Source organism: Enorma phocaeensis (assembly GCF_900186505.1).
Taxonomy (GTDB): Bacteria; Actinomycetota; Coriobacteriia; order Coriobacteriales; family Coriobacteriaceae; genus Enorma; species Enorma phocaeensis.
Window position 1 is genome coordinate 536,374 of record NZ_LT891970.1, and the last position, 26,979, is coordinate 563,352.

Consider the following 26,979-nt stretch of genomic DNA (forward strand, 5'->3'; position numbering starts at 1 on the left):
CGACGCCGCAGGCGGCTTGGCTTTTTGCTGCCGGTATCAGGAAATGCGAGGCTAGGCGCGAGCGCGAACCTCGATGCCCGTAACGGAGGGCTCCGGCGCGGCGTACGTACGTGTGGGACGCTCCGGGATCGCCGGGCGCGGGCACGCGTTCAGCCGAGCTGCTCGAGGGTGTGTTCCCAACTGTGCGCCGCGGGTTCTCACGCTCCCCCGCTCGCTGTGGCACGCGCCTTTGGTACTCGCCCTGTCATCGCATTTGCTGAGTGTTGTAAGTGTCGCATGGGCGTGGTCGTAGGCAGGCGACAACCAGCGCACGAAACACGCAGGAAACACTTTGGCGCGATGGAGTGAGAATTTCCGTCCAGGACTCAGATTCTCACCGGGCCTCGAAGCGGCGCAAATCCCAGCCGCGGCGCTCTGCCTCGCGGACGAGCTCCTGCGGGCTGGCGTCCTCGAGCGCCGCCACGTCCACGATCGCCCACGGCGAGCCCGAAAACGCCGCCGGCCCCGTCTCGTCGATGAGCGCCGCGCGCAGGCGGTCAACGTCTATGAGAATACGCTCGTCCATGGGTACCTCCCCTACCGCGCCAAGCCAACCAAAGAATCTAATGAAGCTCACAGCTCTCCCACCAACACCGCCGCATAGAGCGGGACGCTGAACACGGTTCCGTCGAAGCCGAAATCCTTGGCAGACAGGCGAACGATTGTCGGGCAATAGGATGAAAGTAATAGGCAGAGACGCTGATTTTTTCTAGAAATAATCGGCGGATGTGCCAGATATTTCAATATAGCGCGCTCAACGATAAACAGCAAACAGCAGAACACGTGAGAAGTGACAACCGATCTGGACAACCGCAGCACCTTTTTTCTTCGCCCCTTTCTCTCGCAGTATCGTCCAAGGCCATGCGATTGTTCTGGTCGGCAAACAGGGTTCGGCTATATATCAGACGAGCTTTTTATCAGTTGGATACGATTCCGCCCCTCGTCGCCAAATAACAAATCGCTTTGGAAAGGCTAGCGAAGGCTAGTAAACCGGTCGGCTCCTCAAGCCTGTCCGTCTCCCTTCTCGATGACCTCATCAAATCCCGGTTTATTGAGATGTTCGAGAGCAATGCTGAAAAGGTAGAGTTAGATAAAGTAGCTATCTTGATCAATGGGGATCGAGGGAAAAATTATCCTTCTCGAGATGAGTTTGTTCCCAGCGGAATCCCGTTCATTAATGCTGGGCATCTGTCTGGTGGACGGGTATGCTTCGATGGAATGAACTACATTGGGCAAGAAACTTATAATAGGTTGAGCAGCGGGAAAATCCGTGAAGGGGACGTTCTGTACTGCCTGCGCGGATCCTTGGGAAAAAGTGCCATAGCAGACTTCAGCTCGGGTGCCATCGCGTCATCTCTTCTGATTATCAGGCCGAATCCGGAACAATTGCTCACACCCTATCTGTACTATGTACTCACGTCTGACGATGTACTTCGTCAGATGTGGATGTCAGATAATGGCAGCTCACAACCAAATCTATCTGCGAAAAGTGTGGGCTGTTTTAAGATTCCTTTCCCGACACTCACCCTCCAGCGAGAGTTTGCTCTCTTTGTCTCTCAGGTCGACAAACTGAGGTTTGACGATTTGAGCCTGCTTTTTCCTCCCCACTCTCCACCCAATAGAAAGCCCGAGTTAAGAACGACGGGATGTTCAGGGAAAAAGACCTGTGACGAGCTCCTTTCCCAGAGAGGTCAATTCAACAACAGCGCGGATTCATTCTTTTCGTGCGCCGACTTGGAGAAATCCAAGCCCTATCTGGCGGATACAATCCGTTCGTCACGCTCATATTCATGACCGCAGACTCCACTTAGAACGTCGCGCACAAGAAACCCTCGTCAAAAACTGCTCGTCAACCACGAGATGGTCTGCTGAGGCGCTCGCGTCACGCGATATATCTTCTGTGTGATGATCGTACGTTGCTCTGATCGACCATTGCGTACGTAAGCGTGGTGTCGATCTTGGCGTGACCGAGCAATCTCTGGACCTGCTCGATCGGCATTCCCTTGTCGATGGCGCGCGTCGCCAAGGTGCGCCTAAATTTATGCGGATGCACGCGGTCCATTCCGAGTTCCTTGCCTAGCTTTCTAAGCCTGCTCTCCACTCCGCTGATGCGAAGTCTGCGATATGGCTTACACAACGAAACGAATAAGGCGGGGGAGCTGTCAGTTCTGGATGCAATGTAATTCCGAAGATGGATTTTCGTTCGTGCATCAAAGTAGACCGGTCGCTCCTTGTTGCCCTTGCCGAGTACAACACATTCACGACGCTCAAAATCTACGTCAGCTACATCAAGCTTGACCAGCTCGCCAACACGCATACCAGTGGAGGCAAGAAGATCGATGATGGCGAGGTCTCTAAGCGTCTTCGCTCCGTCGCGCATCTTCTCAAGCGACTCGTCGGAATAGGTGTCCTTGACGGTTCTCGTTGAGCGGATTTTCTTGATGCGGCGGATGGGGCTCTTGAGAATATAGTCCTCATCTTCAAGCCACGAGAAGAAGCTTGAGAGAATGCGACGGATGTTGTCGATGTTTGCCTTGCTGCAGTGAGAGTGTAGCTCGTAATCTGAGAGGTACTGACGCAGGTCCTCGGTGCGCATATGGGTTACGTGCTTGCTGGTGGTATTGATCATGCGGGAGAGGACGGCCTTGTAGTACCTGAGTGTGTTTTCACTGCATCCCTCGAGACGCTTTGCGGAGAGAAAAGACTCCATGAGCTCGGGGTTTGTTGGTCCAAGTGATAGAGCTGCCCCTGTGTCTCTTGGACGAATATCGTAGTTTGTGAACACTCTATCAAGTACAGATATGAGTTGTTTCATTTGAGCATTGTTAAGGTGAGGCAACAATGCCTGTGTGATGTCATCGGAAATACTGGAATACCCCATAGCTCCTCATTTCATCGATGTGGCCGTGCGTTATCACAAGAAGAGATTCTTGCGCCTTGTTTTTATCGGCTAGATAATGAGGGTGTCTCAGCATTCCGCTGGGACACATAGTGAAGGGAGGTGATTATCTTGGAGAAACTACTCTCCTGGATTTTCATTTCCGCGCGGGGCTGGCGCTAGTTTCCAGTTCAGTCTGTGATGAGTCCTATCGTGCGCGTAACAAGTCGATGGGTATCGATAGATACAGCCCCTACTTCGCTCGCTTTACCAAGCTTTCTACTCGATTGATGCTGGAGTCTTGATATCCAAGAATGTGGTCCCCTCTATTGAGGGGCTGATATTTCGATACCAGTGTACGAAAGCGCACACTCCCCACGTCTGCTCGCTTCTTCACGGAAGAAATGGCTCCGCGTAGAAGCGAGCAGACGTTGCTTTGCGACTACTGCCACATATAGCCAAAGCTATACGCTGCTGCTAGCCGAAGTATTCCTGCATCAAAGACTTCTTGAGAGTTTCCAGTCTTTCGATTTGCTGTTGTACGTCAAACCTCAGTTTGTCGACCTGAGAGACAAAGATTTCGTACTCCTGCTGGCTTGAAATAGGCGGGATGGGGATACGCACTTCTTCAACTGTTTTCTTTGATATCTCCTTGAAAGTCGCCCCCTTGCCAAGGGAGTTAAGAAAGTCGGAGTTGAACCGTAGCAACTCGTAGAGATACCTGGGGGCAAGGGTGTCTCCGCAAATAATGTTCTTGAATCCTTGATTACAGTACAGATCGCAGTTAGCAATCGCAACTTTGCCTATCGGTGCGCGCGATGAAAGAATGACGGTGTTCCGTGGCATTAGGGTGAGGGAAGCGCTCTTAATCCCCTCGGGGGTCAGCTTGCGTGCGGAGTCGTCGACAAAAACATTCCCGTCCTTAAGCTCTGCAGGCGTAATCCAGACTGCGTTGCCGCCCCAATAAGCGTCCACCTTTGTCTTGGGTGTAGCTCCACCAACAACTATTCCGACGGACGAGATCGATGCCCATTCCCTCTTTTGGGGAGCAAGGTTGTAATCCCCGAACATCTCAATAAACCGGGATTTGATTAAGCTATCCAGCTTCTCAAGCACATTCGAACAGCTGTGGAGAAGCAGGTCAACTTTGTCTAAAACGTTAGCTATATGCAATTGTTCTGTTTGGTCGGGATACCGAAATGGCAGAGAATCGAAGGTGTTTTTTGTAAGGTGACGCATGGTAGCGCCATGGGCAAGGTCTGAACTTGCCTTCAGTAGATAATCAATCTGATGAACAAAGAAACTCTTATTGACTTGGAGCTTGTTAAATCCGACCTTGAAAATATGCTGATTCAACCATGCGGGCTCGTCATTCCATACGTATACACCAAGGCTTGCCGACCAAGAGATTAAAACATCCCCTTGCTGTATTGCGAATTTATCAGGTAGTTGGCCGGAAAAGTAGTTTGTTTCATATGAAGATCCGGTCAGATCCTGTATGCGAACTATCCTTCTCCCTTCCGGGCTTCGGTCAGAAGGTTTAAAAGCGTATCCATTGTAATATGTAGCAACGTTACCGAGCTTTACTATTGATGAGGTCATGTCGTTTACGCTTCCCACCCGACTTAGCAAAATATTTCCGAATAGATTGCACCAGAGAATGTTCCGATACACGAAGAAACCAAGTTAGCTAATTTGCTCCGTGCGCTTTCTTTGTTCAACTTTGCAATTTTGCTGCCCTCGGGAGTGCAGTCGTAATAATTCGCTCCATAGCGATTGGGAGAACCGTTTTCTCGAATGAGATTGGCTTGCAGCAGATCTCCTAAGTAGTTTTCAAATGTCTTCGGATACACGCCAAGCATCTTTGCATCGATGTATCTATACGTTGATATAGCAGAAAGAAGAACGCGCCTTCTGTCCTCGTCATCGGTAATACTGCAGCTTCTGATTTTGAACGGGAATCTCGTGCCCTCCAAAACCTTCCACACCCCGTTGACGTATTCAACTCCAGGTATTTCGGTGCGTCGCCGCTTGATGGTGCTCTCTGTTTTACCGATGAGCTTCGAGAACTGTTCTAAAGAAATAAATTTCTGTCCTTGTTTGGAAGAGTGGAGAGCACCCATCACAGCATCGCCTCCAGTTCGGCGATGCCCTTGGCAATCTGTTCGTTGAGGTCCTTAATCTCGGCAATCAGCTCGCTGGTGGGCGGGTACTCGACCTTCTCGTAGACAATCTCCTTGTACTTGTTGATCGAGAGGTCGTAGTCGTTGTCGATGATTTCCTGCACGGGCACCATGAAGCTCTTCTCGGTGCGGGCGCGGTCCTTCTCGGCCTCGAGGTTGTGGAAGCGTTCGATGATATCGGGGATGTCGTTGTCCTTGATGGGCTCTCGCTTGTCGTCCAAGCTGAAGCCGTCTGCCTGCATGTCGTAGAACCAGACGTCGTCCGTACCGCCGTTGTCGGTTCGGGTGAAAATGAGGATGGCGGTGGACACGCCAGCGTAGGGCTTGAACACGCCGGAGGGCATAGAGATTACCGCGACGAGGCGGTTGTTCTCGATGAGCTCCTTCCTGATTGCCTTGTGCGCCTTCTGGGAACCAAAGAGAACACCGTCGGGGACGATGGAGGCGCAGCGACCGCCGATCTTGAGGCTCTTGAGGAAGAGCGCCAGGAACAGGAGCTCGGTCTTGGTTGTCGAGACCGTATTGCGCAGGTCCTTGGCGATGGTCTCCTTGTCGAGGCTGCCCTTGAATGGCGGGTTTGCCATGATGAGGGTATAGGCGTCACGCTCCTCGTTGTCCTCGGAGAGCGAGTCGAGCTGGGAGATGTTGGGAGCCTCGACGCCGTGCAACATCATGTTCATGGCACCGATGCGCATCATGGTGGAATCCGTGTCGTGACCGGTGAACATGGTCGTCTGGAAACGCTGCTGGACGTCAGCACGCATGAGCTCAGTCTTGTAGTGGTCCTTGATGTACTGGGCCGCCATGCAGATGAAGCCTGCACTGCCCATCGCGGGATCGCAGATGGCATCCTCAGGGGTGGGTTGCATGAGCTCGACCATCATCTTGATGATGTGGCGCGGCGTGCGAAACTGACCGTTCTGCCCGCTGGTGGCGAGCTTGGAGAGGAGGTACTCATAGACGTCGCCCATGATGTCTTTGTTGGAAAGGTCGATCTCCTCGAGCTTGTCCACGATTCGGGTGAGTGTACGCGCATTGCTCACCACGAGAATGGCGTCCTTCATGTACTTGGCAAAGGCGGTGTCCTTGCTTGAGCCAAGCACGCCCTTGATGAAGGGGAACACGTTCTGAACCATGTTCTCGTACATGGCGTCGGGCTCGTAGTTGCGGAAGATGTGCCACCGACAGTTCTGGTGATCGGCGTCAAAGATGGGGTCAGTGACGGACTCGCCCAGGAGCTCCGCATTCCTCTCGCGGCGCGTCTCGTTATCATCGAGAATCTTGATGAACATGAGGTAGGTGAGCTGCTCAATCACCGTGAGAGGGTTACTCACGCCATTGGACCAGAAAATGTCCCAGATGCCGTCGACCTTTGTTTTGAGTTCACCAGTGATCATGGATGCTCCGTTCGAAATTGCGCTGCTTTCCAATTATCGCATGAGAGCTCGAAGCTCGTCAGGAAGATATGTGCCATCTGGCTTTGAATGGAGCGCGACATGGCAATTCGGGCAAACCGGGATAAGGTCGTGCATCGGATCAACCTCATGTTCTTTGCCGGTAACATGTAGAGGAACAATATGATGAACTTGGATGATTCCAGCAAAGGTAGGCCCATAGGTATGAGAAAAATCGAAGCCACATATGGCGCACGTAGCTCCATGAGCCGCTATACATGCCTTCCGCGCCGCCTCACTTCGCTCATAGCGATCAAGCGTGACCTCACAACGCGATCCTTCCCTAAACTCAGGCTGAGCGGCGTTGCGAGAGTTACCACTCAATAAGCTAGCAAGGAACGTATCGAGTCGTGCTTGAAACGTAAGCTGATCAAAGCGTTCTAGGCTGTAGCTTACAATGGTAGAAGATGCTTCTCCACAGCTGGCAAGCACACTATCAAAGCCAATCTGAATATCCAGCCATCCCAAGGGATGAACTGCGCAGCGAATCAGATTATCCCCTTGATCTTGAGATCCGTCATACTCGACGGCGTCGTTGGTCGCAGCGCGAACGTGGCACCAATCTTTTGCCGCACGTGCGTACAGCTTTCTTTCGGTATAGTTTCGCGAGTCAGCTATCGTCATGCGTCCTCCAAGGGGAGTACGAGACCATAGGGCTGTTCCACAGATAAGTGAACCGTTACGCCAGAAATGACCCAAAGATTGCGATAGGTACGCGGTCGGGGAATACTCTTCTCGCCATACCCATCCGTAAAGTAAATAAGTAAGGCATCTCTATAATAGCGACGGTCATTGATGTAGTGAATTACTGGAGAGAAGCAGGTGCCGCCCCTTCCTGATACCTCTAAGTTTGCATCATCGGGCGATGTGATGCGGTATACATTTCGAACTTCTGCGTCGCACTCGATAACGGTAATTTCACATCTTCGTTGAGCAACGATGGCGAAAACTTCAGCAAAGATCTGGCGAAGTTGTTCACTATCCATCGAGGCGGAAGTATCTATCGCGATGGCGATTTTAAGCGTCTTGCTCTCCCTTGTACCGGATAAATCAAAACGAAGCGGCTGTCGGCGATTGAGTCGCGTTTTCGTCTTAATCTTCTCTGCAGAGATGGTGCCGACATATTTTTTAAGAAGTTGCTTCCAGTTAAGCTTGGCCGGCGCATTAATTTGCTCAAGTCGCTCTATATAGTAGGCGGGCATCATGCCTCGCGCTTCGGCTCCCATGAGCTCGTTTACGTTATTCAGAAATGCTTTAGTGGCAGATTCAAGCATCTCGTCAAGCGTACCGGTTATCTCCTCGTCCTCCCCGGTCGAAGATTCCCAACTATGGTTGCCTATAAGCAGCCCTTCTTCAAATTCAGCCCCTTCGTCGCCCCCCGATTCGACCGAGGAGCCGCCAGCGAGAGGCCCGCCTTCAAACCCAGGCTCCTTGCTATTCCCCATCTCCTCCGGAAGAGCCACATCTTTGATGAGATTGAAGTAGTAGAGGTAATCTTGACGCGGAGCCACTTGAGCGATGTTGAATCGCGCAGAAATGAACTGAGACGTGATGATTCCCTTGGGGGGTGCAAGGAACTTCTTTCCACAAGCCGCCTCATAATTAAGCTGATCGTTTACAGAAGCGTCGGCAGCGTAGTTGAAAAGTTTAAATAGGTCGGGTTGTTTTTCCGGGTTAGAGCGAACCATTTCTGCCGGATGGTTAAAAACAACATGGTCCACTTCATGGCAGAAGACATACAGTATCTCTTTGAGCGAAAGCTTGAATAGGCGAAGAGGATTCGCTTCAAAGATGGGCGGGTAGGCGTCGAGGAGAATACCTGCAATGGCGTCCATGTTAGGATTTGGCCTAAATGTCATAGCCATGAAGAAATAGCCGTAGTAGGTATCCCGTTCCGAAACAAGGAACAACGTGACGAGCTGGGCAAAACGACTGAATCCATCGTTAATGTGACTCAGAAGCGCCGGATCGGCGCTCTTTTCATACTTTAGAACGGCTTCGCTTATTTCACGGTGAAGATCGACAATCCCTTCGCTGTTCACCATATTAACTAGCCTCGATCTGCGCTCTTATCTCATCAGAGAGGTCGAGCATTTCGATGAGATCCCGCTCAAAGATATCAAAGATGAACTCAATTAGGTTATTTCCATCAGAGGTGGTTGTTGCAGCGATTTTTTGAGCAAAGAGCAGCTTTGTTGAAGGGTCAAGTGATGCGACGAAGGCGGAAAGCCGTAACTTGATCTTCTCAAAACCCGCTTTGTTGAGCATAAGAAACTCAATATTATCTGTGAGATACGTTAGGACGGAATCGCAGGATTGAACACGCTTCGCTACGGACATCCCCTTAACTGTAGATGCAATTTCGAGCTGTCTTTTATCGAGCCCAAGAATCTGTTCCGCAGTTAGAGCAGGAACCTCTTCTACAAGGCTTGCGAAGTACATGGTGGCAACGGTTGGGCCGAGCTTCGATGCGACAAGCGTCTTCATATCCTTTGCAACAGTCCTCTCTGCGTTCTCCGCATCTGTAAAGAAGGCTCTGAGCAAGGGCTCGCTTGAGAGGATGGTGTCGACCATGTCCCAGCCGCGAGGTGATGGGGTTGGTTTTTCTTCATCCTCAAGTTCGGCAGATGTTTCTGACAAACATTTAGGATGCTCTTTGATAAAACGAAGAATAGACGGGGAAACGCCTTCCTGTTTGCCATAACGGAGCCATTCACCAGTGCTGCTTGTCACCTTAAGCTTGAGAAAACGGTCGAGCTGTGCAGGATCCATTTCATTAGTTGCGTAAATACTGTTCTGCGTGCTTGGATTCATGGCGCCTACAAAAAACACCCACCAGGGGAAGCGATAACCGTTAACCGTCCTCGTAAGCAGAATGTTCATCAGCTCTTTATAGACGGTATTTTCCGTACGGTTGATTTCGTCGATGAAGACGATGACGGGAACGATTTCCCCTGAAGTTAAAAGACGTATCTTTTCCTCGGACGAAATGTCGTTCATGGCATATCGATTTACGTCACCAGCAAGAGCTTCGTCGAGCAAGGTGTTCGAGTCGTTCGAGGAGATCATCGGATGCACCCGTTCGAAGAGCCTTTTTTCGGTCTCTTGGATGCGCTCGACAACATAATAAGGAAGGAAACGGAAGGCAACGTGACCATCGCCAGTGTCATATTGATAGGGAAGCCCCGTTATCTCTCCTTCTTTAAGTGTGCCGCCCTCTATGGTGAGACACACGCCGCCTAACTCTTTTGCAATGCTTTTTACTATGGCGGATTTGCCAATGCCGTGCTTACCCGAAATAAGCGGCGTGATGGCAAGGTCACTTTTATTTGTAGTAATGTTGGCAAGCAAGGCCCTCTTAACAAGTCGTTTTGCGGTATTAATTGAAATCAAAACCGAACTCCTTTAATACGAAGGAACACGTCGAGCTTGGTAGACCTTTTCGCCCTATCACACCATTCGTTAATTCCCTTTCGCAAAACTGTTTCTGCATCAAGGTCAACAAAATGCGTAATAAAAAATTCCTCGGAGAATATCTGATTCTTGGCAAGTGTTTCATGGTCAAGAGTCGTAAAGTATTTTTCTAGGAATGCCTCGCTAAATGCCTCTTAGTTTTTCATTCCAAGTGCAACAACGCCCGATGGGGACGGCCCATGGCGCCCTGATACGATGGTGCTTGCGACGACAACATCATCAGGAGGCAGCCATGGGCCGGTACAGCCATCTTACCATCGAGGAGCGCGAGGACGTCATGTGCCTGCGCAGGCAGGGGAAGGGCGTCTCCGAGATCGCCCGCGAGATCCACAGGGACAAGTCCACCGTGTCCAGGGAGCTCGCGCGCAACTCCTGCGCCGCGTCGACCGCGCGCCCCTGGTACCGGGCCTCGACCGCCCAGCGGCGCTACGAGGCGCGCAGGGAGGCGTGCCGCAGGCCGCGGCTGCTCGACGACCCCGAGAGGCTCGAGCTCGTCAGGGAGCACGTGCTCGAGGGGCGCTGGTCGCCCGAGCAGCTGGAGGGGCGCATCCGCCTCGAGCGCCCCGACCTCGCCGTCAGCGACACGACGATCTACCGCGCGATCGGCTCCGGCTCGCTCGACCGCTGCGTGGGCGGCCGAAGGGCGTCGGCGAGGCTGAGGCGCGGCGGCAGGCGGCGGAAGCGCCGGGACGGCTCCGAGCTGCGCGGGAAGATCAAGGTGTCGCACGAGCTCTCCGAGCGGCCCGCCGAGGCGGGCGCCCGCTCGCGGGTCGGCGACTGGGAGGGCGACACGGTCGCCGGGCGCGCCGGCGGCGCGTGCCTCGTCACCATGGTCGACCGCATGAGCGGCTACCTGGCCGGCCGCAAGTCGCCCTCGAAGAGGAAGGGCGACGTGAGGGGGGCGATGGTCGAGTCGATGCGCGGCCACGCCGTGGAGACCGTCACCCTGGACCGGGGCAAGGAGTTCGCCGAGCACGCCCTGTTCACCGAGGCCGTCGGGGCCGAGTGCTACTTCTGCCCGCCGCACCACCCGTGGGACCGCGGGACCAACGAGAACACCAACGGGCTGCTGAGGCAGTACTTCCCAAAGGGCTGCGACCTGGACGCCGTGAGCGACGAGGAGGTCGAGAGGGTGTACGATGAGCTGAACCGCAGGCCTCGCAAGCGCCTGGGGTATCTGACGCCGTACGAGGTCTACCGATCGGCCTCGTTGCACTTGCTGTGAAAAACTAAGCTTGATTTTAAGCAGTGTCTTAAGTTCATCTTGCGTAAAGAGATCAATATTCTCATCAATGAATACTTCATTAGCGTAAGGGTAGCTAGCCAAGAGGTCGCGGAGTAATTTTACGGAGCCGCCGCCATCTCTCACCGCAAGAAGGCCGCGTGCAAACGTCGAACGCTGCGTTTTGGGAAGACTCTCTGTAGAATGCCCTGAGAACGACTGGTTCTTTCCAGAAGAAGAAGATGCATTGTGATGTAGGACTGTACTTGATGAGGGCCTCGACGACATTTCACGAGCCGCCTTGCGCGCCGCCCTAATATCAGAAATCTTCTCGAGACAGTCCCTAGCATAAGAGGAATCATATTCCCCTGTGCGAAGCTCTTCTTCAAGCGCATCCAAATCGATACCAAGGAGTTGGACGCCCTGTTTTTCTAGAATATCTTTGACGTCCATGGTCATCAGCCAACTACTGGTTTATGAAGTACATCTAACAACTCTTTAAGCATGGGGAATCTATCTCCAAAGAGCGCATTGAGGTCATAGTTGATAAAGGGGCTATCATTCAAGAGCGTTTTAGCTTCGACGTCTCCGTTTGCGCACGCATAGTCCACAACTTGCTGCATAAATGCACGCTGTTCATCGTCCAATTCCGGCGCATCAAGGATGTGTCCGAGCTTGGTCTTAATGGCTTCATCGGATATACCAGTCTTTTTTCTTAAGAATGCGAAGAGAGGTGCACTATTGGACCATGCGGCATATTCTGCTTCACTGCCAAGCCTTTTCGTGAAGGCATCTTTGAGCTCTTTCTTTTCATCCTCGGTAAGAGGCTCGAGTGAGCGTAGTTTAGAAAGAGCGGTATTGTCGTCATCCCTCAAATACTCTTCGTAGCGATCAGCGTATGTCTTACCTTGGATTCCATATACGTCTTCACCCTTGATAAGAGTATCCGGAAGATCAACCACGTAGTACTCCCGCCGATCCGGAATGTACTGCATCAAATCACGGAGCTCGTTCCTAACGTACTCCGCGCGTTCAAGAGAGTAGCAATCGAAGAGATACGAGCCGTCCATCATATCAATGAGGAGCTTTTCCTTTTTCTGGATGGCGGGAATGCTTTTCAGTTTGAGCAGCGCCTCCATGCGATGGGTAAAATCATCACCAGCACGCTTGAAGCCATGCTTGATGGCTCGAGGGTCTTTGCCGCTTTCGAGATATTCATCGCATTTCACTTCTACCGTAAGCATGAGGATATCGAAACTTTTGACCTTGGCAGGTTCTGTGTTATGGGAGAAAAGCGGTAGGATACGATCCTCGATTTCCGCAACGCGATGCTCGTTTAGGTGATTCCAAGCTCCTTCAGTCCGATATTTATTGACAAAGGCGATATTACGGTCGACTTCGATAGCGTCGTTATTGAGCGAGCTAACTCCAGCCTCAAAATACTGCAGGAGAGCATCGCGATACTTTGCTTCGAATTCGGTAGGGGCTTTCTTTCCCTGTAGCTGCACGAGCATCTCGAGCATAAGTTTATCTCGGAGGAAGCTCTGCGACGAGGGCTTAGCAACATTGCCACTTCCCATGACGGTAGACCATGTACCGCGCGTTCCAAAATAACGGAAGTTGTCAAAATAATCGAAAGCAAGGAAACCTTGTTTATCGCCCTCTGGACCGAAGATGCCCTCTGACAATCGCGTGCCCCGACCAACCATTTGTAAGAATTTGATTTTAGAGCGTACCGTTTTGAAAAAGACGAGGTTAAGAATGTCGGGGACATCTATGCCTGTGTCGAGCATATCAACGCTTACGGCGATTTGTGGCATCTTGTCTCGCTCGCCAAAGACGTCGACAAGTCGCAAAGCATCTTCAACCTGGCTATCGATGAGCTTACAGAAATCTGCACCAAGACTGGGATAGAGTGCCTGAAAGCGCTTCGTAATGACCTCGGCTTCTTTGTGATTCTTGGCAAAAATAATAGTTTTGCCCAAAGTGTCATTCGCATTGATCTTAAGCCCTTCTTGCATAAGATCTGCAAGCATGAGGTCAATGGTGCGCACGTTTATGATGGTACTACCCGGTTTGATAACGATGTCATTTGTCTCGTCGGACACCGTTAAGGCAGTATCGAGGTCTTCTCCGAATTCCTCTTCAATAGCCGCCTTCTCTTCTTCGGAAAGATCATCATAACTAATACCTCGACGAAGAGCCTCGGTTGTTCGATCGCAGACTTCAAAGCCGACGAGATACTTATCCTGAATCGCCTCTTCGAGCTCATATGCAAAATCGGGTTCGCCGCTTGGAAGAAAAAACACGTCATAGGTGCTCTTGTCCTGATCACTACGAGGGGTTGCTGTGAGACCGATCATGAGCGCATCGAAGTAATGGAACAACTTTCCATACTTCGAGAAGAGCGATCGATGTGCCTCGTCGACGATAATCAAATCGAATCGTCCAATTCCGAATTCTCTTGTATCCCCGTCAACAAGGCGAATCATAGTTTGGTATGTAGCAAAAATAATGCGGGCGTTCTTATCCCTACTGTCGCTAGTTCCAGTGAATATGGATGTGGTGATATTGGGAAGCAGCTTATTAAAGTTCTTATGAGCCTGCCGAACGAGGCTCGTGCGATCGGCAAGAAATAGTACGTTTTTTATCCACCCGGCCTGCATCAAAACATCGACCGCTGAAATTGCGACACGCGTTTTGCCGGTTCCCGTGGCCATGACTACAAGGCTGCGACGACGATTATTCGAGAATGCTTGGCAGATTGCCGATATCGCTTTTTTCTGATACTCACGATTGGTTATTTCATCATTGATACTGGGTTGCGTGATGCTCTTACGAGACACAGCGCGTTGCTTGAGCAGTTCGAGTTCGCCGAGCGAGTGGAAACCGAAGACGCGACGAGCGGGGAAGCCCAAACAGTCAAGACAGAAAATGTGGTAACCGAAAACGTAGTATGCGGTTGGGATATACCCGTAATGTTGTTTAAGCACCTCAGCAGCATGCCGTGCTGCAACACGCCCCTCGATTGGACTGCTACCGGAATGCGTAAAGTCAATGACGGCGAGGGGGCGGCCGTCTTTGCCATAGAGAACATAGTCAATCGTTGAACCATCGTCCAACGTTATATCGATTGAAGCGGTCGAAGGATAAGCCTGATTGCTCGAGTTAGCAATGAGCCAGTGTGCTTCGCGAAGGGAGGCTTCTACGAATAGACGTCTGTTCTCTTCTTCGTTTCTCCGGCGGAAAACATTGAACTTAGCTCGACGTAAAGTTGGAGCGAAGTGAGAAACGACCTCCTCGGTTAGAGTGAGCGGTGGCTCCGGCTTTGTCGGCGCAGCGGTTTCGGGCGCAGAGGTGCAAGAAGCTGGTTCTTTAACGTCAGAGGAATCTAACTTGCCGTTTGGCTTATTCGATACTTCCGTAACCTTTTTCAACGGAGAAACAAATACAGGGTAATCCTTGATAACCCCTAAATTCATGCATATTTCGCCAATAATATATTGGAGCTGCTCGAGCGTCTTGCAAGCAACCGCCGGAGTTACCGTATTTCCGTGTGCTCCACAGTTGCCGTTAATTCTAACCGTGTGAATCGCGGATATTATCGTCTCATCGTTGATATATTCAACGAAAGTGGGGTCGGTCACTCTTTCAAAAAGCGTCTGGGACGAAGCATCTTGGTGAATCACGGATTGATAAACAAGAGCCACGATGTATTCAAGTGCAGTTCGGGCTGATGCGCAGCTCATGTCTGGGAATGAAATAGCAAGTTGCTCTGCCTTATTGCAACGTTCGAATAACGCTTCGAGCTCGGGTGTTTCTCTAAGAAAATCGAAATTCATGGCTACCCCATCGACAAAGAGTCAGTTTTCAAATTATATGGCAATCGCCGCTGTATTCCGATGCAGTTCGATGGGGCTTTTCGTAGTAGCTTCCCGCACGTTCTCGACTGGCCTCTGCCTGCCATGCCGTGAAGAGTCAACGGGGTCGGGTTCAAATGACTCATTGAGTCAATTGAACCCGACCCCAATGTCTCATTCCATGGCCACAAAGATCGTCGAGGCGCCCAGAGCAATCTCGTCACCGGGATACGATACCGCGCGCCTGGCCACCGGCCTCGAAATCGATCAGACTCACAAGCACGAAAAGAAGCGTCTCGGCGATAAGCAGGGCGAAGGTGCCGCGCAGGAACGCTGCGCGCGTGCCGCGTTCGCCCTTGCGCACCACATACGCGCAGAGTGCCGGGATGAGCAGCGCCGCCGCGACGGCAAGCCCATTGAGGCGACCCTCCCACGCACCCGAGCCAAGGGAAATGCGCGCGGCGGCACCGTCGACGAGCAGGCCCGTCTCGACCGCCACCACCAGGAGCACACCGAAGGCGAGCGCCTTCCCGACCGTGCGGACGATGCGGCGGAGCGCGAACGGCGAGGCGGCATCGAGCCACGACGCCGATCCGTTGCAGGGGATGAGCGGCTCGCCGCGCAGGGCGCGCGCGACATTCTGCCCATAGGCGTTGCAGAACGCCGAAAGCCCGTCGCGCATCGCCTCGGACGAAGGCCGTTTGCGCTGGTCGGGATGCAAGCAGGGCGCGAGCACATCCGCCAGCTGCTCGTCGACAAGCATGAGGGCGTCGCGCAGCGCCGGCGCGTTGGGGCCGAGCCCCAGGTCGATCGCCACCTTGCCCGCCACGACGGCGACGTCGGGCTCGCGGCGCATCAGGCTCGAAAGATCGGCGCTCGCCTGATGCGTCGAGACGAAGGGTCGCGGCTGTTCGTCGACTTTCACGCGGTACGGGGAATCATCTTGCTTTTCTCCGGAGATGTCGAACGGCAGCTCGCCGCACGCAAGCTCGAAGAGCACGCTCGCCGCCGCATACACGTCGACGGCAGATGATGAGCGACGCGCGGCGAGGTTCGGAATGTCGTTCGAGAGCATCTCGGGCGGAGCGTAGCCGGGCGTTGCCAGACGCGCGACGCCGACCCGCGCCGTGAACGACGCCTCGGGCGCGCGCTGCGTCGATGCTGCGGACCCAAAGTCAGGCAGAGGTCGAACGACCCCTCCTTGGCCTGATCCCGCACCGTCATACGCCCCGTGCGCACCATGACGTTCGACGGCGAGATGTCGCGGTGCACGAACCCCTCGCCCATGTCGTCGATACGCGTGAGCAGGTCGAACAGGTCGCGGCCGAGCCGCGCCACCGTAAGCGGTGACACGCGGCCGGCATCATCGGCCGAGAGCTGCGCCCGCACCTCCCGGAGCGTCTCCCCCTCGATCCACTCCATCACGATGGCCGGCTCGCCTTCCACGAAGCCATAGCCGAAGAGCCGTGGCACGCCGCAAAAGCCCGCGAGCGCTCGATGTCCCTCATATTCCTGCCGAAATGCCGCCCGCCTCACCTCCACGAGCTTCGAGAACGACTCCTCGTCCTCCCCTTCTTCGCGCGCGGGCGCGAGCACGGTCTTCAGTGCTAGCTTCTCCCCGAGGGCGTTCTGCGCATAGGCAACGTTGCCCAAGCCGCCGCGACGGGCGCGGTCATCGTCTACAAACAGCGTGCAGAACCTGCGGCGATATGCTTCGCACTCCTCATCTGCCAGCGAAACCGCCGCTTCGAACCGCTCGATCCGCACCACGCGCAGGCGCGGCGCCATAGACGCTGTTGGTTCGCCCACCGGCGCAGCGAGCTCTTCTCCCTCGAACCCCGTCATGAGGGCACGAACTCGCTGTAGTAGTCATTGAACTCTGCAAGGCTCGCATTCTCGCCATTTACCTCGGCGTTTTTGAGCGGCAGCATGAATTCGTCCACGTGGCTCGCCGGGTCGCTGAAGCCGGTGTTGATTTCCCATGCGCTCCCGAGCGTGCTGAGATACGTGGCCAAGCAGCGATACATAGCGATAAGGTCGCCGCGAGCCGCCGTGTATTTCTTGCTTACACGAGTGTTAAGGAGCGTCGCGTAACGGTTGAAAACCTCGCTTTCCAGGGCGGAGCAGTGCGCCGCATGGTTTCTGCGCACCTCCGCGGAGGCGAAGGCGTCATTTTCGAACGCCGCCGTGCATGCGTTCACGCGTGCGATGTAGCCGTTGCTTCCCTCGAGTGCCTCGAACTCCCCGCGGAGGAACTCGTAGTCCGCCTGTTCCTGGGCATTGTTTTCGCCTTGGCTGCCATCGTCGCCGGGATCAGAACCGGCGCCAGAGCCAGAGTCGTGGGGGTTATCGTTGCCAGAGCCGTTGCCACCCGTTCCGGGCTTCTGCCCTTGGTCGTCGCCGGAGGAGCCGTGCTGGCCATCGCCGGGCTTTTGTTCGCCGCCCTGCCCAGCTGCCCCGGGCGCGTCATCATCGTCCGCTGGAATGATCGGCGTGGTTGCACCGCCGTTGACGCCACTGGCGCCGCCGACACTCGCGCCACCGCCGGTAATGGTCTCGCGGCTGGAGGATGCGCCATCGCCGTCGCTCGCACCCTGGGAACCCGCGTCCGAAGCGTCACTGCCTGCTGAAGATCCGCCCAGCGCCTGGACGAGCCCGTCCTGCGAGACGCGCGCATACAGGCCATCGCCCTGCTCAGCCCCGGCGACGAGCGAGGGCAGCGCTGCGGTGTACACGACCGCGCCGAAGCCGAGAAGCGTGAAGGGGAACGCGACGAGACCCATGAGCATGGATGGCAATGCCATGCGCCTGCTCCAGCGCTTGAACAATCGTTTTTATTTGGCCGGCACGTTCATGAAGCCCCTCGCACATACGGCCATCATTGTACCATCATACGTGATATGAGAATTTCAGCTTGGAGTTCGGGCGCTCTGCCGGGGCTCCGGCTCCCCGCCTGCCCGGATTGCGCGCCCGAACTGCACATCCGGATCCTCTCCGCCTGCCCGGATTGCGCGCCCGCATCTTTCTCGCCCGCTCGAATTGCCCCTTCGACAACACTCGAGCCTTGAGTCGGTGGGTTTTTCGGGACAGCATGAGTAGAGCGCCTCCCGCGAAGAACAAACGCGCTGGTAGGAGCATTGGGCGATTTTGGGCTACTCGCAGCAGATCCAAAAACCCACCGACTCAAGGCGCGAGTTCGCCGGCCTCACCTGGCACCAGCCCATCACTCCCCGAAAATCGCCGCAGCGAGGTCGCGGCCGACGCGGCGGGCGGCGATGGCGGCCAGGTCGCCCAGGACAGCTCCCAACACGTCGCGCGACTCCTCGTCCAAGTTGAGCGCCGCGTCGCTCACGAGCTGCGGGAACGGTTTTCCGCCAAGGAACACGTCGCGGGCATCGCGGGCGCCGCTCGCTCCCAGGGCGGCGAAGAGCGCATCCACCACCTGCTCGCAACGTTCGTCATCCATGCTGGCGAGCCATTCGGCCAAAACATCATGGAGCGCCTGCGAGCCTTCGCCCAGGCGCTCGGCCTCAACGAAATCGCTCCGGTCGTCCGAAATCTCCCATGTGAACACGGAGTGCTGCATGAGCCCCTGTGCGTTGCTGCGTACCACACGCGCCGGCGCCGGACACTCGAGTAACACGCCTACCAGCGAATCCTGCGGTAGAATCCGCTCGATGCGGGAGTCCTCCCCCAATTGATAAAATGGTGTCTGACACCTTTTTATCATTTCGGGACGGAAACCCGGCGCGTCGAGGCACCACACGCGATCGATGCGCTCTCGCACCTCCGCACTGCAGGTCAGTGCCGCATAGAGCGCGAGGTTGCCGCCCTTGGAATGCCCGCCCACGTGCAGATCGCCCGGCAAGCGCGGCGCCATGTGCTCCAGGTACTCCCGCGCGAGCTTCTGCGCCGATACCTCATTCCTATACGTCATGTCGAAGTTCTCACGCCAGCCGGTGGCAGAAATATCCGTGCCGCGGAACCCCACAAACGAGAACGCGCTTCTCCAGGTGAACGTCGTTGCTGCAAACTGCGTATGCGACGACTCGTCGAACACGGAGCGGTACCCGCGCAGACGTAGGTCGCGAAAGCGCGGGCTCGCCGCGAGCGCCATGAGCAGGCGCCGAATATCATCCGGAACAAGCCCGGTAAACATGCCGTCGAAGAGCTCCGACCGCATGAGGCTCGTGAACGTCGCGCTGCGCGCATCGGGTGCAAGCAATGTGAGCGCGCGGTCGATAAGTGCCGGCATCGCAGACGGTTCCGGCACCACACCGACGCCGTCGATCATGCACGCCTGGCTGAGCACCGCCGCGTCAACGGAGCAAAACGGCTTTTGGTCGAACGTCGCGAGCTCGTGTTCCACGTAGTCAAAGAGGTACGGCATGGGTTCCTTTCGTCGTTTGAGCGCTTATACCCCGCCGCACCCGCACCCACGCGCAAGCCCCGTTAGAATGCTCGATTCGGCTATGAGTACAAGTTGCTCCAGTTCCCGCCCCAATGAAGACTCGCGCGGACAAAAGCGCAGGTCGTCATTTCTGAAATGGGTGATCTCGACGCCACGGTTGATCACTCGTACTCATAGCTGAATCGAGTTGCTTCGGGACCGCGAAATCGGACGCCACGGGGCGACAATCTGACACCAGACACTCGTGAGAGTCTGACACCTGACCTCAGATGTCCACTAGAGCATCGTCGCGCTGAGCGTGGGCTCGAAGCCGGCGGTACGCAGCGCGCCCATGATCTGCTCCTTGTGCGCGGTGCCGTACGCCTCGATCGTTACGCGCAGCTCCACGGCGGCGTTGCGATTGGTGCTCACGAACTGGTTGTGTTCGAGCTTGATGACGTTGCCGTTCACCTCGGCGATTGCCTGCGCCACACGCACCAGCATACCGGGGCGGTCAGGCAGAAGCACGCTCACGGTGAAGATGCGGTCGCGTGCGATGAGGCCGTGCTGCACCACGGAAGACATCGTGATCACGTCCATGTTTCCGCCCGAAAGAATCGAGACGACGCGACGGTTCTCCGCGGGCAGGTGCTTGAGCGCCGCTACTGTGAGCAAACCGGAGTTCTCAACGATCATCTTGTGGTTCTCCACCATGTCGAGAAAGGCCACGATGAGCTCGTCATCGGGCACGGTGATGACATCGTCGAGGTTCTCCTTGAGGTACGGGAAGACCTTGTCGCCCACCTCGAGCACGGCGGTGCCGTCTGCGATGGTATCCGCAGACGGGAGGCGCACGGGATGGCCGGCGTCGAGCGCAGCCGTGAGCGAAGGAGCCCCTTGCGGCTCCACGCCGATCACGCGAATCTTGGGATTATAGAGCTTCGCGAAGGTCGACACGCCGCATGACAGCCCGCCCCCGCCTACCGGCACGAGAATCGTGTCCACCAACGGCAGCTCCTGCACGATCTCCATCGCTATGGTCCCTTGGCCGGTAGCGAGCACGGGATCGTTGAACGGATGCACGAAGGTGTAGCCGTGCTCCTCGGCGAGCTGCATCGCATAGTCACAGGCTTCGTCATATACGTCGCCAAACAGCACGACCTCGGCACCGTAACCCTTGGTGCGCTCGACCTTGATGAGCGGAGTCGTGGTGGGCATCACCACGATGGCGCGCGCACCGGCACGCGCGGCAGCATAGGCAACACCCTGGGCATGATTGCCAGCGGATGCGGTGATAAGCCCGCGCCCGAGCTCCTCCTCGGAGAGCGTCGAGATCTTATAGTAGGCACCACGCACCTTATACGCACCGGTACGCTGCATGTTCTCGGGCTTGAGAAACACGCGGTTGCCGCTCATCTGGCTGAAGTACGGGCTCTCTACGAGCTCGGTTTTGAGCGTCACCTCGCGAACCTTTTCCGACGCTTCCTCGAAGGCATCGAGCGTGAGCATCTCGGGCATGGGCACCCCTTCCACGTGCTCGGCGGCGCCGCGAGGCGGTCTGCGCTCCGCAAGGGGCGGCGTGCACCCCGCGTCGCCGCGCTGCCGTATCGATTCTTGCTGCTAACACTCCAGCGAGCTGAAGTGAAGTGACTCCGTAGCATACCACGGCGCATGCCGCTGATGCGCTGGCATCGGGAACGGACACCCCTGAAATGATATGGCAACGCCGCCATGCCTCATTGTCGCGAGACGCTTCGTCGAGCTCCCACCTGTCTCATGTAATCTGCACGAGCATGGTGGGCACCTCGGAGAAGCCGCGAATCATGGCATCGGCACCAGCGGTGCAGGACGTCTGCCCCACGAGTTCGCGCGCTCCGAGAGCATCCCGGCGCGGCAGACAGCCACGCCGCACATCCCAGCCGATGCTCCGGTGTAGTAAAGTATCGGACTATCACGTCGAAATGAGGACGAGCTAGCCATGGAACAGGTCGCATACCGGACGCACAACACAGAACACGTTGCCCACGAAGGCACACCGCCGCTGTTCTCGCTGCGCGACGCGCAGGTAGTGCGCGCCGGCAAAACCATCCTCTCCGTCGACCGGTTCGACCTTGCGGAGGGCGAGCACGTGGCGTTGCTCGGCCCCAACGGCGCCGGCAAATCAACCTTTATCCAGTTGCTTACGCGTGAAATCTTCCCGCTCTACCGCGAGAAGCCCCCGGTGCGGTTCAGGGGCCAGGCGCGGCCGCTGCTCTCCGACATCAAGCAAGCCCTCGGTATCGTCTCAGCCACCATGCACGACCAGGTGCGCGTGCACCTTCCGGTGAGCGACATCGTATGCGGCGGGATATTCGGCACGCTCGGCCTTCCCAACCATGTCGAAGCGACCGCGGAACAACGCGCCCAAGCCCTCGACGCGCTGGAGCGACTCGGCATCGCCGACCTCGCTGAACGGGATGTGCTCACGCTCTCAACCGGCCAGGTTCGCCGGGTGCTCGTGGCGCGCGAGCTCATGAGCGACCCTAAGATCCTCATATTCGACGAGCCCTGCACGGGCCTGGACCCCGAGGGCATGTACCACGTGCGCCGTACCATGGGACTGCTTGCCGCAGAAGGTCGCTCGGTGGTGCTCGTCACGCACTATCCCGAAGACATCATCCCCGCTATAGACCGGGTGCTCCTTATCAAGGATGCGACGATCTTCGCCGATGGCCCCAAGCAGGATCTCCTCACAAGCGAGAAGATGTCGGCCCTCTTTGGCGTACCGCTCTCCGTTGAAGAGCGGAACGGCTGGTACTCGCTGCAGGGCAAATACTAGAAGTTCCAACTAGTTGATCCGCCCTGTTTCCCCAAAGCCTTGTATGGTCGTCACATCGCGACGTCACAACGGGACGATACGGCGAAATCCCATCCGAAGCGGACGGCTTCAGGCTTCGGCGTTTATTCATGACGGGTTACGGTGGTCGGAATACGAAAGGCTAGGGAGACCCGCAAGAAAGCCTATATTCCCGCAGGATTATAATCGGCTAAACAACGGTCTCCCTAGCGTCTCCGGAAGCAATCACCGTAACTTGACGCGAACTGTTCCGGTGATTTGAAATGTATCGATAATCATGCATATTATTTTATGATTATGCATGATTATCGATTTGAAGACAGGAAGCAGTATTGCGCGTGGTAGAAGGCCTTGCAAGTCGGCAGGGCGTGAAGCTCCTACCCCTCGATGGCGTCGATCGCCTTGATGAAGGCCGAGCGCATGCCCGCCTCTTCAAGCGCCGCAACGCCGCGGATGGTGGTCCCACCGGGTGAGCACACGGCATCCTTCATGGCGCCCGGATGCTGGCCGGTCGCAAGCTGCAGCTTGGCCGTTCCGGCAACCATCTGGCTCACCATCGCGTACGCCTTGGCGCGCGGGATGCCGTACTTCACCGCTGCGTCGCCTAAGGCCTCGATAACCATAGCGATGAACGCAGGCGAGCAACCGCCCACGGTGCCCGCAACAGAAAGCAGACGGCTTTCCACCTCGACCACCGTGCCAAGAAGCCCGAGCAACTCGTTCAAAAGGGTGTACTCACCGGCATCGAGGGTATGAGCTGCCTCGCAGGCAATTACGCCTTCGCAGATGGCAACCGGCGTGTTGGGCACCGTCGAGAGATGATGCGTGCCTGGTATCACGCGCTCGTAATCCTCGCTCTTCCACCCTGCCGCCACGGAAAGGATCGTCTTCCCTGCAAGCAAGCCCGCAACGGGAGCGAGAACCCCTTCGATGAGGTAGGGCTTCACCGCGACGACCACCACGTCACTTGCCGTGACGACCTCGCTTGCATCGTGGCAGGCGTTCATGCCGCGCGAGGCGGTGCGCTCCACGAGGGCGTCGTAGTGCCCCGCGCACGCGTACAGGTGCCCTGCCGGAACCTTGCCCGAAGCAATCCAGCCGTCCGCCATAGCGCTCGCCATGTTGCCAAATCCTATGAAGCCGATCTTTACCTGGGAACTATCCATCCTCTTCACTCCTTGCTTGGCCCGTGCCACCTCAAGCTGCCACCGGGCGCCTTGCGGGATACATATCGCACAGAACAGAGTCTACAACTCGGGATACAGGGGGTGCGCGGCAAGCATCTCCGCCGTGCGCGCCCGGATCGCCGCGAGCTCCGCCTCGTCCTTTGCATGGAAGACGGCGCGCGCGATGAGACCGCCGATCTCGCGGAACTCATCCGCCGTGAACCCGCGCGTCGTGCCCGCAGCGGAACCCACGCGGATGCCGCTTGTGACGAAGGGAGAGCGCGGCTCGCCAGGGATCGCGTTCTTGTTGACCGTAAGGCCCACCGTATCGAGCAGGCGCTCGGCATCGCGGCCCGTTACGCCCGACGCAGTGAGGTCAACCAGACATAGATGGTTGTCGGTGCCGCCCGACACCAAGCGCAGCCCGCCATCGATAAGGCCCTCGCCCAGGGCCGCGGCGTTCTCTACCACATGCCCGATATAGGTCTGGAACGCAGGCTGCAGGGCCTCGCCGAAGGCGACCGCCTTGCCAGCGATGACATGCATGAGCGGACCTCCCTGCGTGCCCGGGAAAACCGCCTTGTCAATCGCACGGGCGAGCTCGTCGTCATTCGTGAGGATGAAGCCGCCGCGCGGCCCACGCAGGGTCTTATGGCTCGTAGAGGTCACCACATCCGCGAAGGGCACCGGCGAAGGATGGGCGCCTGCGGCGACGAGGCCCGCGATGTGCGCCATGTCGACCATGAGGCGCGCGCCCACGCCGTGCGCAATGGCGGCCATGCGCTCGAAGTCGATTGTGCGCGGGTAGGCAGACGCGCCGCCCACGATGAGTTTAGGGCGCTCGGCATGGGCAAGACGTTCAAGCGCGTCGTAGTCGATGGTCTCGGTCTCGGGATCGAGCCCATAGGAGAGGAAACGGTACAGCCTGCCAGAGAAGTTGACCGGCGACCCATGGGTGAGATGTCCACCCTGGTCCAGGCTCATGCCAATGACCGTGTCGCCCGGCTCGATGAGCGCCATGTAGGCGGCGAGGTTCGCACTCGCCCCCGAGTGCGGCTGCACGTTGGCGTGCCGGCAGCCAAAGAGCTCGCATGCGCGCTTGCGTGCGAGGTCCTCGACCACGTCGACCTTCTCGCACCCGCCGTAATAACGGCGACCCGGATACCCCTCGGCGTACTTGTTGGTGAGCACGCTCCCCATGGCCTCCATAACGGAAGGTGAGGTGATGTTCTCTGAAGCAATCAACTCGATGGTGCCACGCTGGCGCTCAAGCTCCTGTTCGATGGCAGAGAACACCGCGGGATCGGTTTGCGAGATGTGTTCGTAGTCCATATTCGATACCTTCCTAGTAGCGTAGCAGCGTCCGCAGAGGGCTTCGCGGGCATGCAAGAGCATCCATCTGCACGCAGCGCAGACGCGTTCGATGCATTAGAACTCGCCGATGCGGTGGACTTCGGGCTCAAGCTCCACGCCGAACTGCTCGCGCACCTCGTCTTGGATGCGCTCGATGAGGGCGTTGACGTCGGCCGCCGTGGCGTTGCCGACGTTCACCACGAAACCGCAATGCTTCTCTGAAACCTGGGCGTCGCCCACGCGCGCTCCGCGCAAACCGGCATCCATGATGAGCTTGCCGGCAAAATGCCCCGGCGGACGCTTGAACGTCGATCCTGCCGAGGGCAAATCGAGCGGCTGCTTCTCCTCACGGCGGCGCTGATAGTCATCCATCTGCGCACGAATCTGCGCCTCGTTGCCGGGCATGAGCGCGAAAGTTGCCTCGAGCACGATGAGGCCATCCGTGGCGACCCTGCTCCGGCGATACCCAAAATCGAGCTCGCTTGCGGCGAACGTACGCACCGATCCCTTGGCGCGTGAGCCGTCTTGCTGCCGGGCGCCCGGTACGTACGCGGTGAGCGATTCGAGGACATCGGCGACGGAGGTGTCGTAGGCACCGGCGTTCTGATGGCAGGCGCCGCCTACCGCCGCCGGGATGCCCCAGAGCGGCTCAAGCCCGGTAAGCCCCGCGCCGGCCGCAACGAGCGCGACATCGCGCAGCAAGGCGCCGGCTTGGGCGTGCACGCGGTAACCGTCGACACGCACCTGCGCGAGGTTGTCGCGCAACAGCATGACGAACCCGCGGATGCCGCGGTCACCCACAAGCAGATCCGAACCGTTGCCCACCACCGTCACCGGAGCGCCCGCGAGCGCGATAAGGTCGAGCGCCCGCACCGCTGCCTCGGGCGTGCAGGGCGCAACCACGACATCCGCCGGGCCGCCGATCTTGAAGGTCGTATGATCTCGCATGGGCTCGACCATGCGAACGTTATCCTCGCCGGCTGCAGCTGCGAGCGCGCAAATGACATCCTCGTTGAAGCTGTCGTAATCGTGCATAGAAACCACCTGTATACCGGTGCGGCAAAAGCGTCGCACAAGGGCTTTCAGACAGCACTATACCCGAGATGCCAACGTCTTCCGCCGATTCACCGAACCGGCAGCAACCGACTCAGAGCGCCGAGGGACACCCAACGATCGCGATGCTCCTCAAGCACGGGCGCTTGGACGCCATCGTGCTCAACGCACCCCTACCCGTCCGCGCCTAGGCCATACCCCTAAGAGCGGTATCGATGATGCGGAGCTGCTCGAGGGTTTCCTCGGGGGCAACGAGCTGCGGGGCGCCGTTCGCCACCGTCTCGTACAGCGCCTCGTAAAAGCTCGCATACGAGCCCCGTTCGCTCACGACGCGCTCCTCCCGCAGCACCCCTTCATCGTCGACATAGCGCAAGTATCCATAGTCATCCACGGAGTCGACGCCAAAGTCGGCATGTCCAAGCGGCAGGTAGAAGTGCTTGAGGTCGCGCTCCTGCAGGTCCTTTCCGAATTTGAGGAAGCAACCGCGATCACCGTACATCTCGAAGCTCGGCCGCTGGTAGGCGCAGGCGTAGTTCGCATGCGCCGTCGCCTTGATGCCCCGCGCATCGTAGTAGAGGTCGATGTCGTAGTAATCCGCCGCCGTACCCGGCCCGTGCATCTGGCGAAGCTCGCTGTTCACGCGATCGGGTTCACCAAGCCAAGCGATGAACTGGTCGCGGGTGGGTCGCATGAACATGGGCGATATCCTCGACCGTATCGAAGGCGCAGCCATCCATCATGTGCGGGCGCCAGTTGTCGAAGCTCGTCACGATCTCGAACACGTGCCCGAGCTTGCCCGACGCGAGCACGCGCTGCGCGGTAAGGAAATCGGAGTCGAAACGTCGGGCACCGCCGCCCAGGTATCGTGGGTAATACGGCGCGCGTAAATTGTTTTGATGCGGAACATCTCGGGAAGGGTCTGGGCATAGGGGATGTGATAACGGTTTACGCTCTTCCCGTTACCGATGTAGGCAATAGTGAGCTGGCGCATCGTGGCCCTTCCTCTCCCACCGCACGTCGTGCGGCTGTATGCGGATTTCGTCCACGACACGCGATGTTGTAGGCGTCAAA

General features: G+C 56.7%; 21 protein-coding genes. 4 read left to right on the plus strand and 17 right to left on the minus strand.

The features are described 5' to 3' along the window. Window positions 1–373: 373 nt before the first annotated feature. A complete protein-coding gene (locus C1717_RS08565; RefSeq protein ID WP_102372772.1) occupies window positions 374–565 on the minus strand; it encodes a hypothetical protein in 192 nt (63 codons plus the stop codon). Window positions 566–1,095: 530 nt separating this feature from the next. Between C1717_RS08565 and C1717_RS08570 the strand changes: the two genes are divergently transcribed. Continuing rightward, a complete protein-coding gene (locus C1717_RS08570) occupies window positions 1,096–1,833 on the plus strand; it encodes a restriction endonuclease subunit S (protein ID WP_146003685.1) in 738 nt (245 codons plus the stop codon). Between the two features lie 88 nt (window positions 1,834–1,921). Here the strand turns inward: C1717_RS08570 and xerA are convergent, their stop codons facing one another. The 7 genes from xerA to C1717_RS08605 form a co-directional block, all read right to left on the minus strand. Beyond that, window positions 1,922–2,920, minus strand: a complete 999-nt coding sequence (gene xerA / locus C1717_RS08575; RefSeq protein ID WP_102372774.1) for a site-specific tyrosine recombinase/integron integrase — start codon at window positions 2,918–2,920, stop codon at window positions 1,922–1,924. A 474-nt stretch (window positions 2,921–3,394) separates the two neighbouring features. After that, a complete protein-coding gene (locus C1717_RS08580; protein ID WP_102372775.1) occupies window positions 3,395–4,519 on the minus strand; it encodes a restriction endonuclease subunit S in 1,125 nt (374 codons plus the stop codon). 23 nt (window positions 4,520–4,542) lie between these two features. Next, complete coding sequence (locus C1717_RS08585; protein WP_102372776.1) at window positions 4,543–5,040, minus strand: hypothetical protein; 498 nt, start codon at window positions 5,038–5,040, stop codon at window positions 4,543–4,545. Continuing rightward, window positions 5,040–6,497 (minus strand): type I restriction-modification system subunit M, encoded by a 1,458-nt coding sequence (locus C1717_RS08590; RefSeq protein WP_102372777.1) that lies wholly within the window; start codon window positions 6,495–6,497, stop codon window positions 5,040–5,042. The genes C1717_RS08585 and C1717_RS08590 overlap by 1 nt, the downstream gene beginning before the upstream one ends. A gap of 33 nt (window positions 6,498–6,530) precedes the next feature. Beyond that, the gene (locus C1717_RS10720; RefSeq protein ID WP_077071196.1) at window positions 6,531–7,178 is read right to left on the minus strand and encodes an HNH endonuclease; all 648 of its coding nucleotides are present in this window, start codon (window positions 7,176–7,178) and stop codon (window positions 6,531–6,533) included. Next, window positions 7,175–8,599, minus strand: a complete 1,425-nt coding sequence (locus C1717_RS08600) for a vWA domain-containing protein (RefSeq protein ID WP_077071195.1) — start codon at window positions 8,597–8,599, stop codon at window positions 7,175–7,177. Before C1717_RS08600 ends, C1717_RS10720 begins: the two co-directional genes overlap by 4 nt. 1 nt (window position 8,600) lies before the next feature. After that, complete coding sequence (locus C1717_RS08605) at window positions 8,601–9,947, minus strand: AAA family ATPase (protein ID WP_204224173.1); 1,347 nt, start codon at window positions 9,945–9,947, stop codon at window positions 8,601–8,603. A gap of 313 nt (window positions 9,948–10,260) precedes the next feature. Here C1717_RS08605 and C1717_RS08615 point away from each other — a divergent pair, with 313 nt between their 5' ends. After that, complete coding sequence (locus tag C1717_RS08615) at window positions 10,261–11,253, plus strand: IS30 family transposase (protein WP_102372779.1); 993 nt, start codon at window positions 10,261–10,263, stop codon at window positions 11,251–11,253. Window positions 11,254–11,708: 455 nt separating this feature from the next. Here C1717_RS08615 and C1717_RS08620 read toward each other — a convergent pair whose 3' ends face one another. The 5 genes from C1717_RS08620 to ilvA form a co-directional block, all read right to left on the minus strand. Then, window positions 11,709–15,092, minus strand: a complete 3,384-nt coding sequence (locus C1717_RS08620; RefSeq protein WP_144277182.1) for a DEAD/DEAH box helicase family protein — start codon at window positions 15,090–15,092, stop codon at window positions 11,709–11,711. Between the two features lie 238 nt (window positions 15,093–15,330). Then, window positions 15,331–16,293: a protein kinase domain-containing protein gene (locus tag C1717_RS08625; RefSeq protein WP_102372780.1), complete on the minus strand. Its 963-nt coding sequence runs from the start codon at window positions 16,291–16,293 to the stop codon at window positions 15,331–15,333. A 658-nt stretch (window positions 16,294–16,951) separates the two neighbouring features. Further along, window positions 16,952–17,914, minus strand: coding sequence for a hypothetical protein (locus C1717_RS08630; protein WP_146003686.1), 963 nt, complete (start codon window positions 17,912–17,914; stop codon window positions 16,952–16,954). Between the two features lie 419 nt (window positions 17,915–18,333). Further along, window positions 18,334–19,500, minus strand: a complete 1,167-nt coding sequence (locus C1717_RS08635) for an Mbeg1-like protein (RefSeq protein ID WP_102372782.1) — start codon at window positions 19,498–19,500, stop codon at window positions 18,334–18,336. 297 nt (window positions 19,501–19,797) lie between these two features. After that, a complete protein-coding gene (gene ilvA / locus C1717_RS08640) occupies window positions 19,798–21,018 on the minus strand; it encodes a threonine ammonia-lyase (protein WP_102372783.1) in 1,221 nt (406 codons plus the stop codon). 460 nt (window positions 21,019–21,478) lie between these two features. Between ilvA and C1717_RS08645 the strand changes: the two genes are divergently transcribed. After that, on the plus strand, window positions 21,479–22,318 hold the full coding sequence (locus C1717_RS08645; protein WP_102372784.1) for an ABC transporter ATP-binding protein: 840 nt from the start codon (window positions 21,479–21,481) through the stop codon (window positions 22,316–22,318). Between the two features lie 395 nt (window positions 22,319–22,713). Here the strand turns inward: C1717_RS08645 and proC are convergent, their stop codons facing one another. From proC to C1717_RS10725, 4 genes are all read right to left on the minus strand, one after another. Next, complete coding sequence (gene proC / locus C1717_RS08650) at window positions 22,714–23,502, minus strand: pyrroline-5-carboxylate reductase (RefSeq protein ID WP_102372785.1); 789 nt, start codon at window positions 23,500–23,502, stop codon at window positions 22,714–22,716. An 81-nt stretch (window positions 23,503–23,583) separates the two neighbouring features. After that, window positions 23,584–24,834 carry a serine hydroxymethyltransferase gene (gene glyA, locus C1717_RS08655; RefSeq protein ID WP_102372786.1) on the minus strand — a complete coding sequence of 417 codons (1,251 nt, stop codon included), beginning with the start codon at window positions 24,832–24,834 and terminating at the stop codon, window positions 23,584–23,586. A 96-nt stretch (window positions 24,835–24,930) separates the two neighbouring features. Then, a complete protein-coding gene (gene murB, locus C1717_RS08660) occupies window positions 24,931–25,890 on the minus strand; it encodes a UDP-N-acetylmuramate dehydrogenase (RefSeq protein ID WP_102372787.1) in 960 nt (319 codons plus the stop codon). A 205-nt stretch (window positions 25,891–26,095) separates the two neighbouring features. Next, entirely contained in the window at window positions 26,096–26,605 is a 510-nt protein-coding gene (locus C1717_RS10725; protein ID WP_219722303.1) for a Gfo/Idh/MocA family oxidoreductase, read from the minus strand. Between C1717_RS10725 and C1717_RS10730 the strand changes: the two genes are divergently transcribed. Then, on the plus strand, window positions 26,598–26,795 hold the full coding sequence (locus tag C1717_RS10730) for a hypothetical protein (protein ID WP_219722304.1): 198 nt from the start codon (window positions 26,598–26,600) through the stop codon (window positions 26,793–26,795). The two genes, C1717_RS10725 and C1717_RS10730, sit on opposite strands and share 8 nt — an antisense overlap. Window positions 26,796–26,979: the final 184 nt, after the last annotated feature.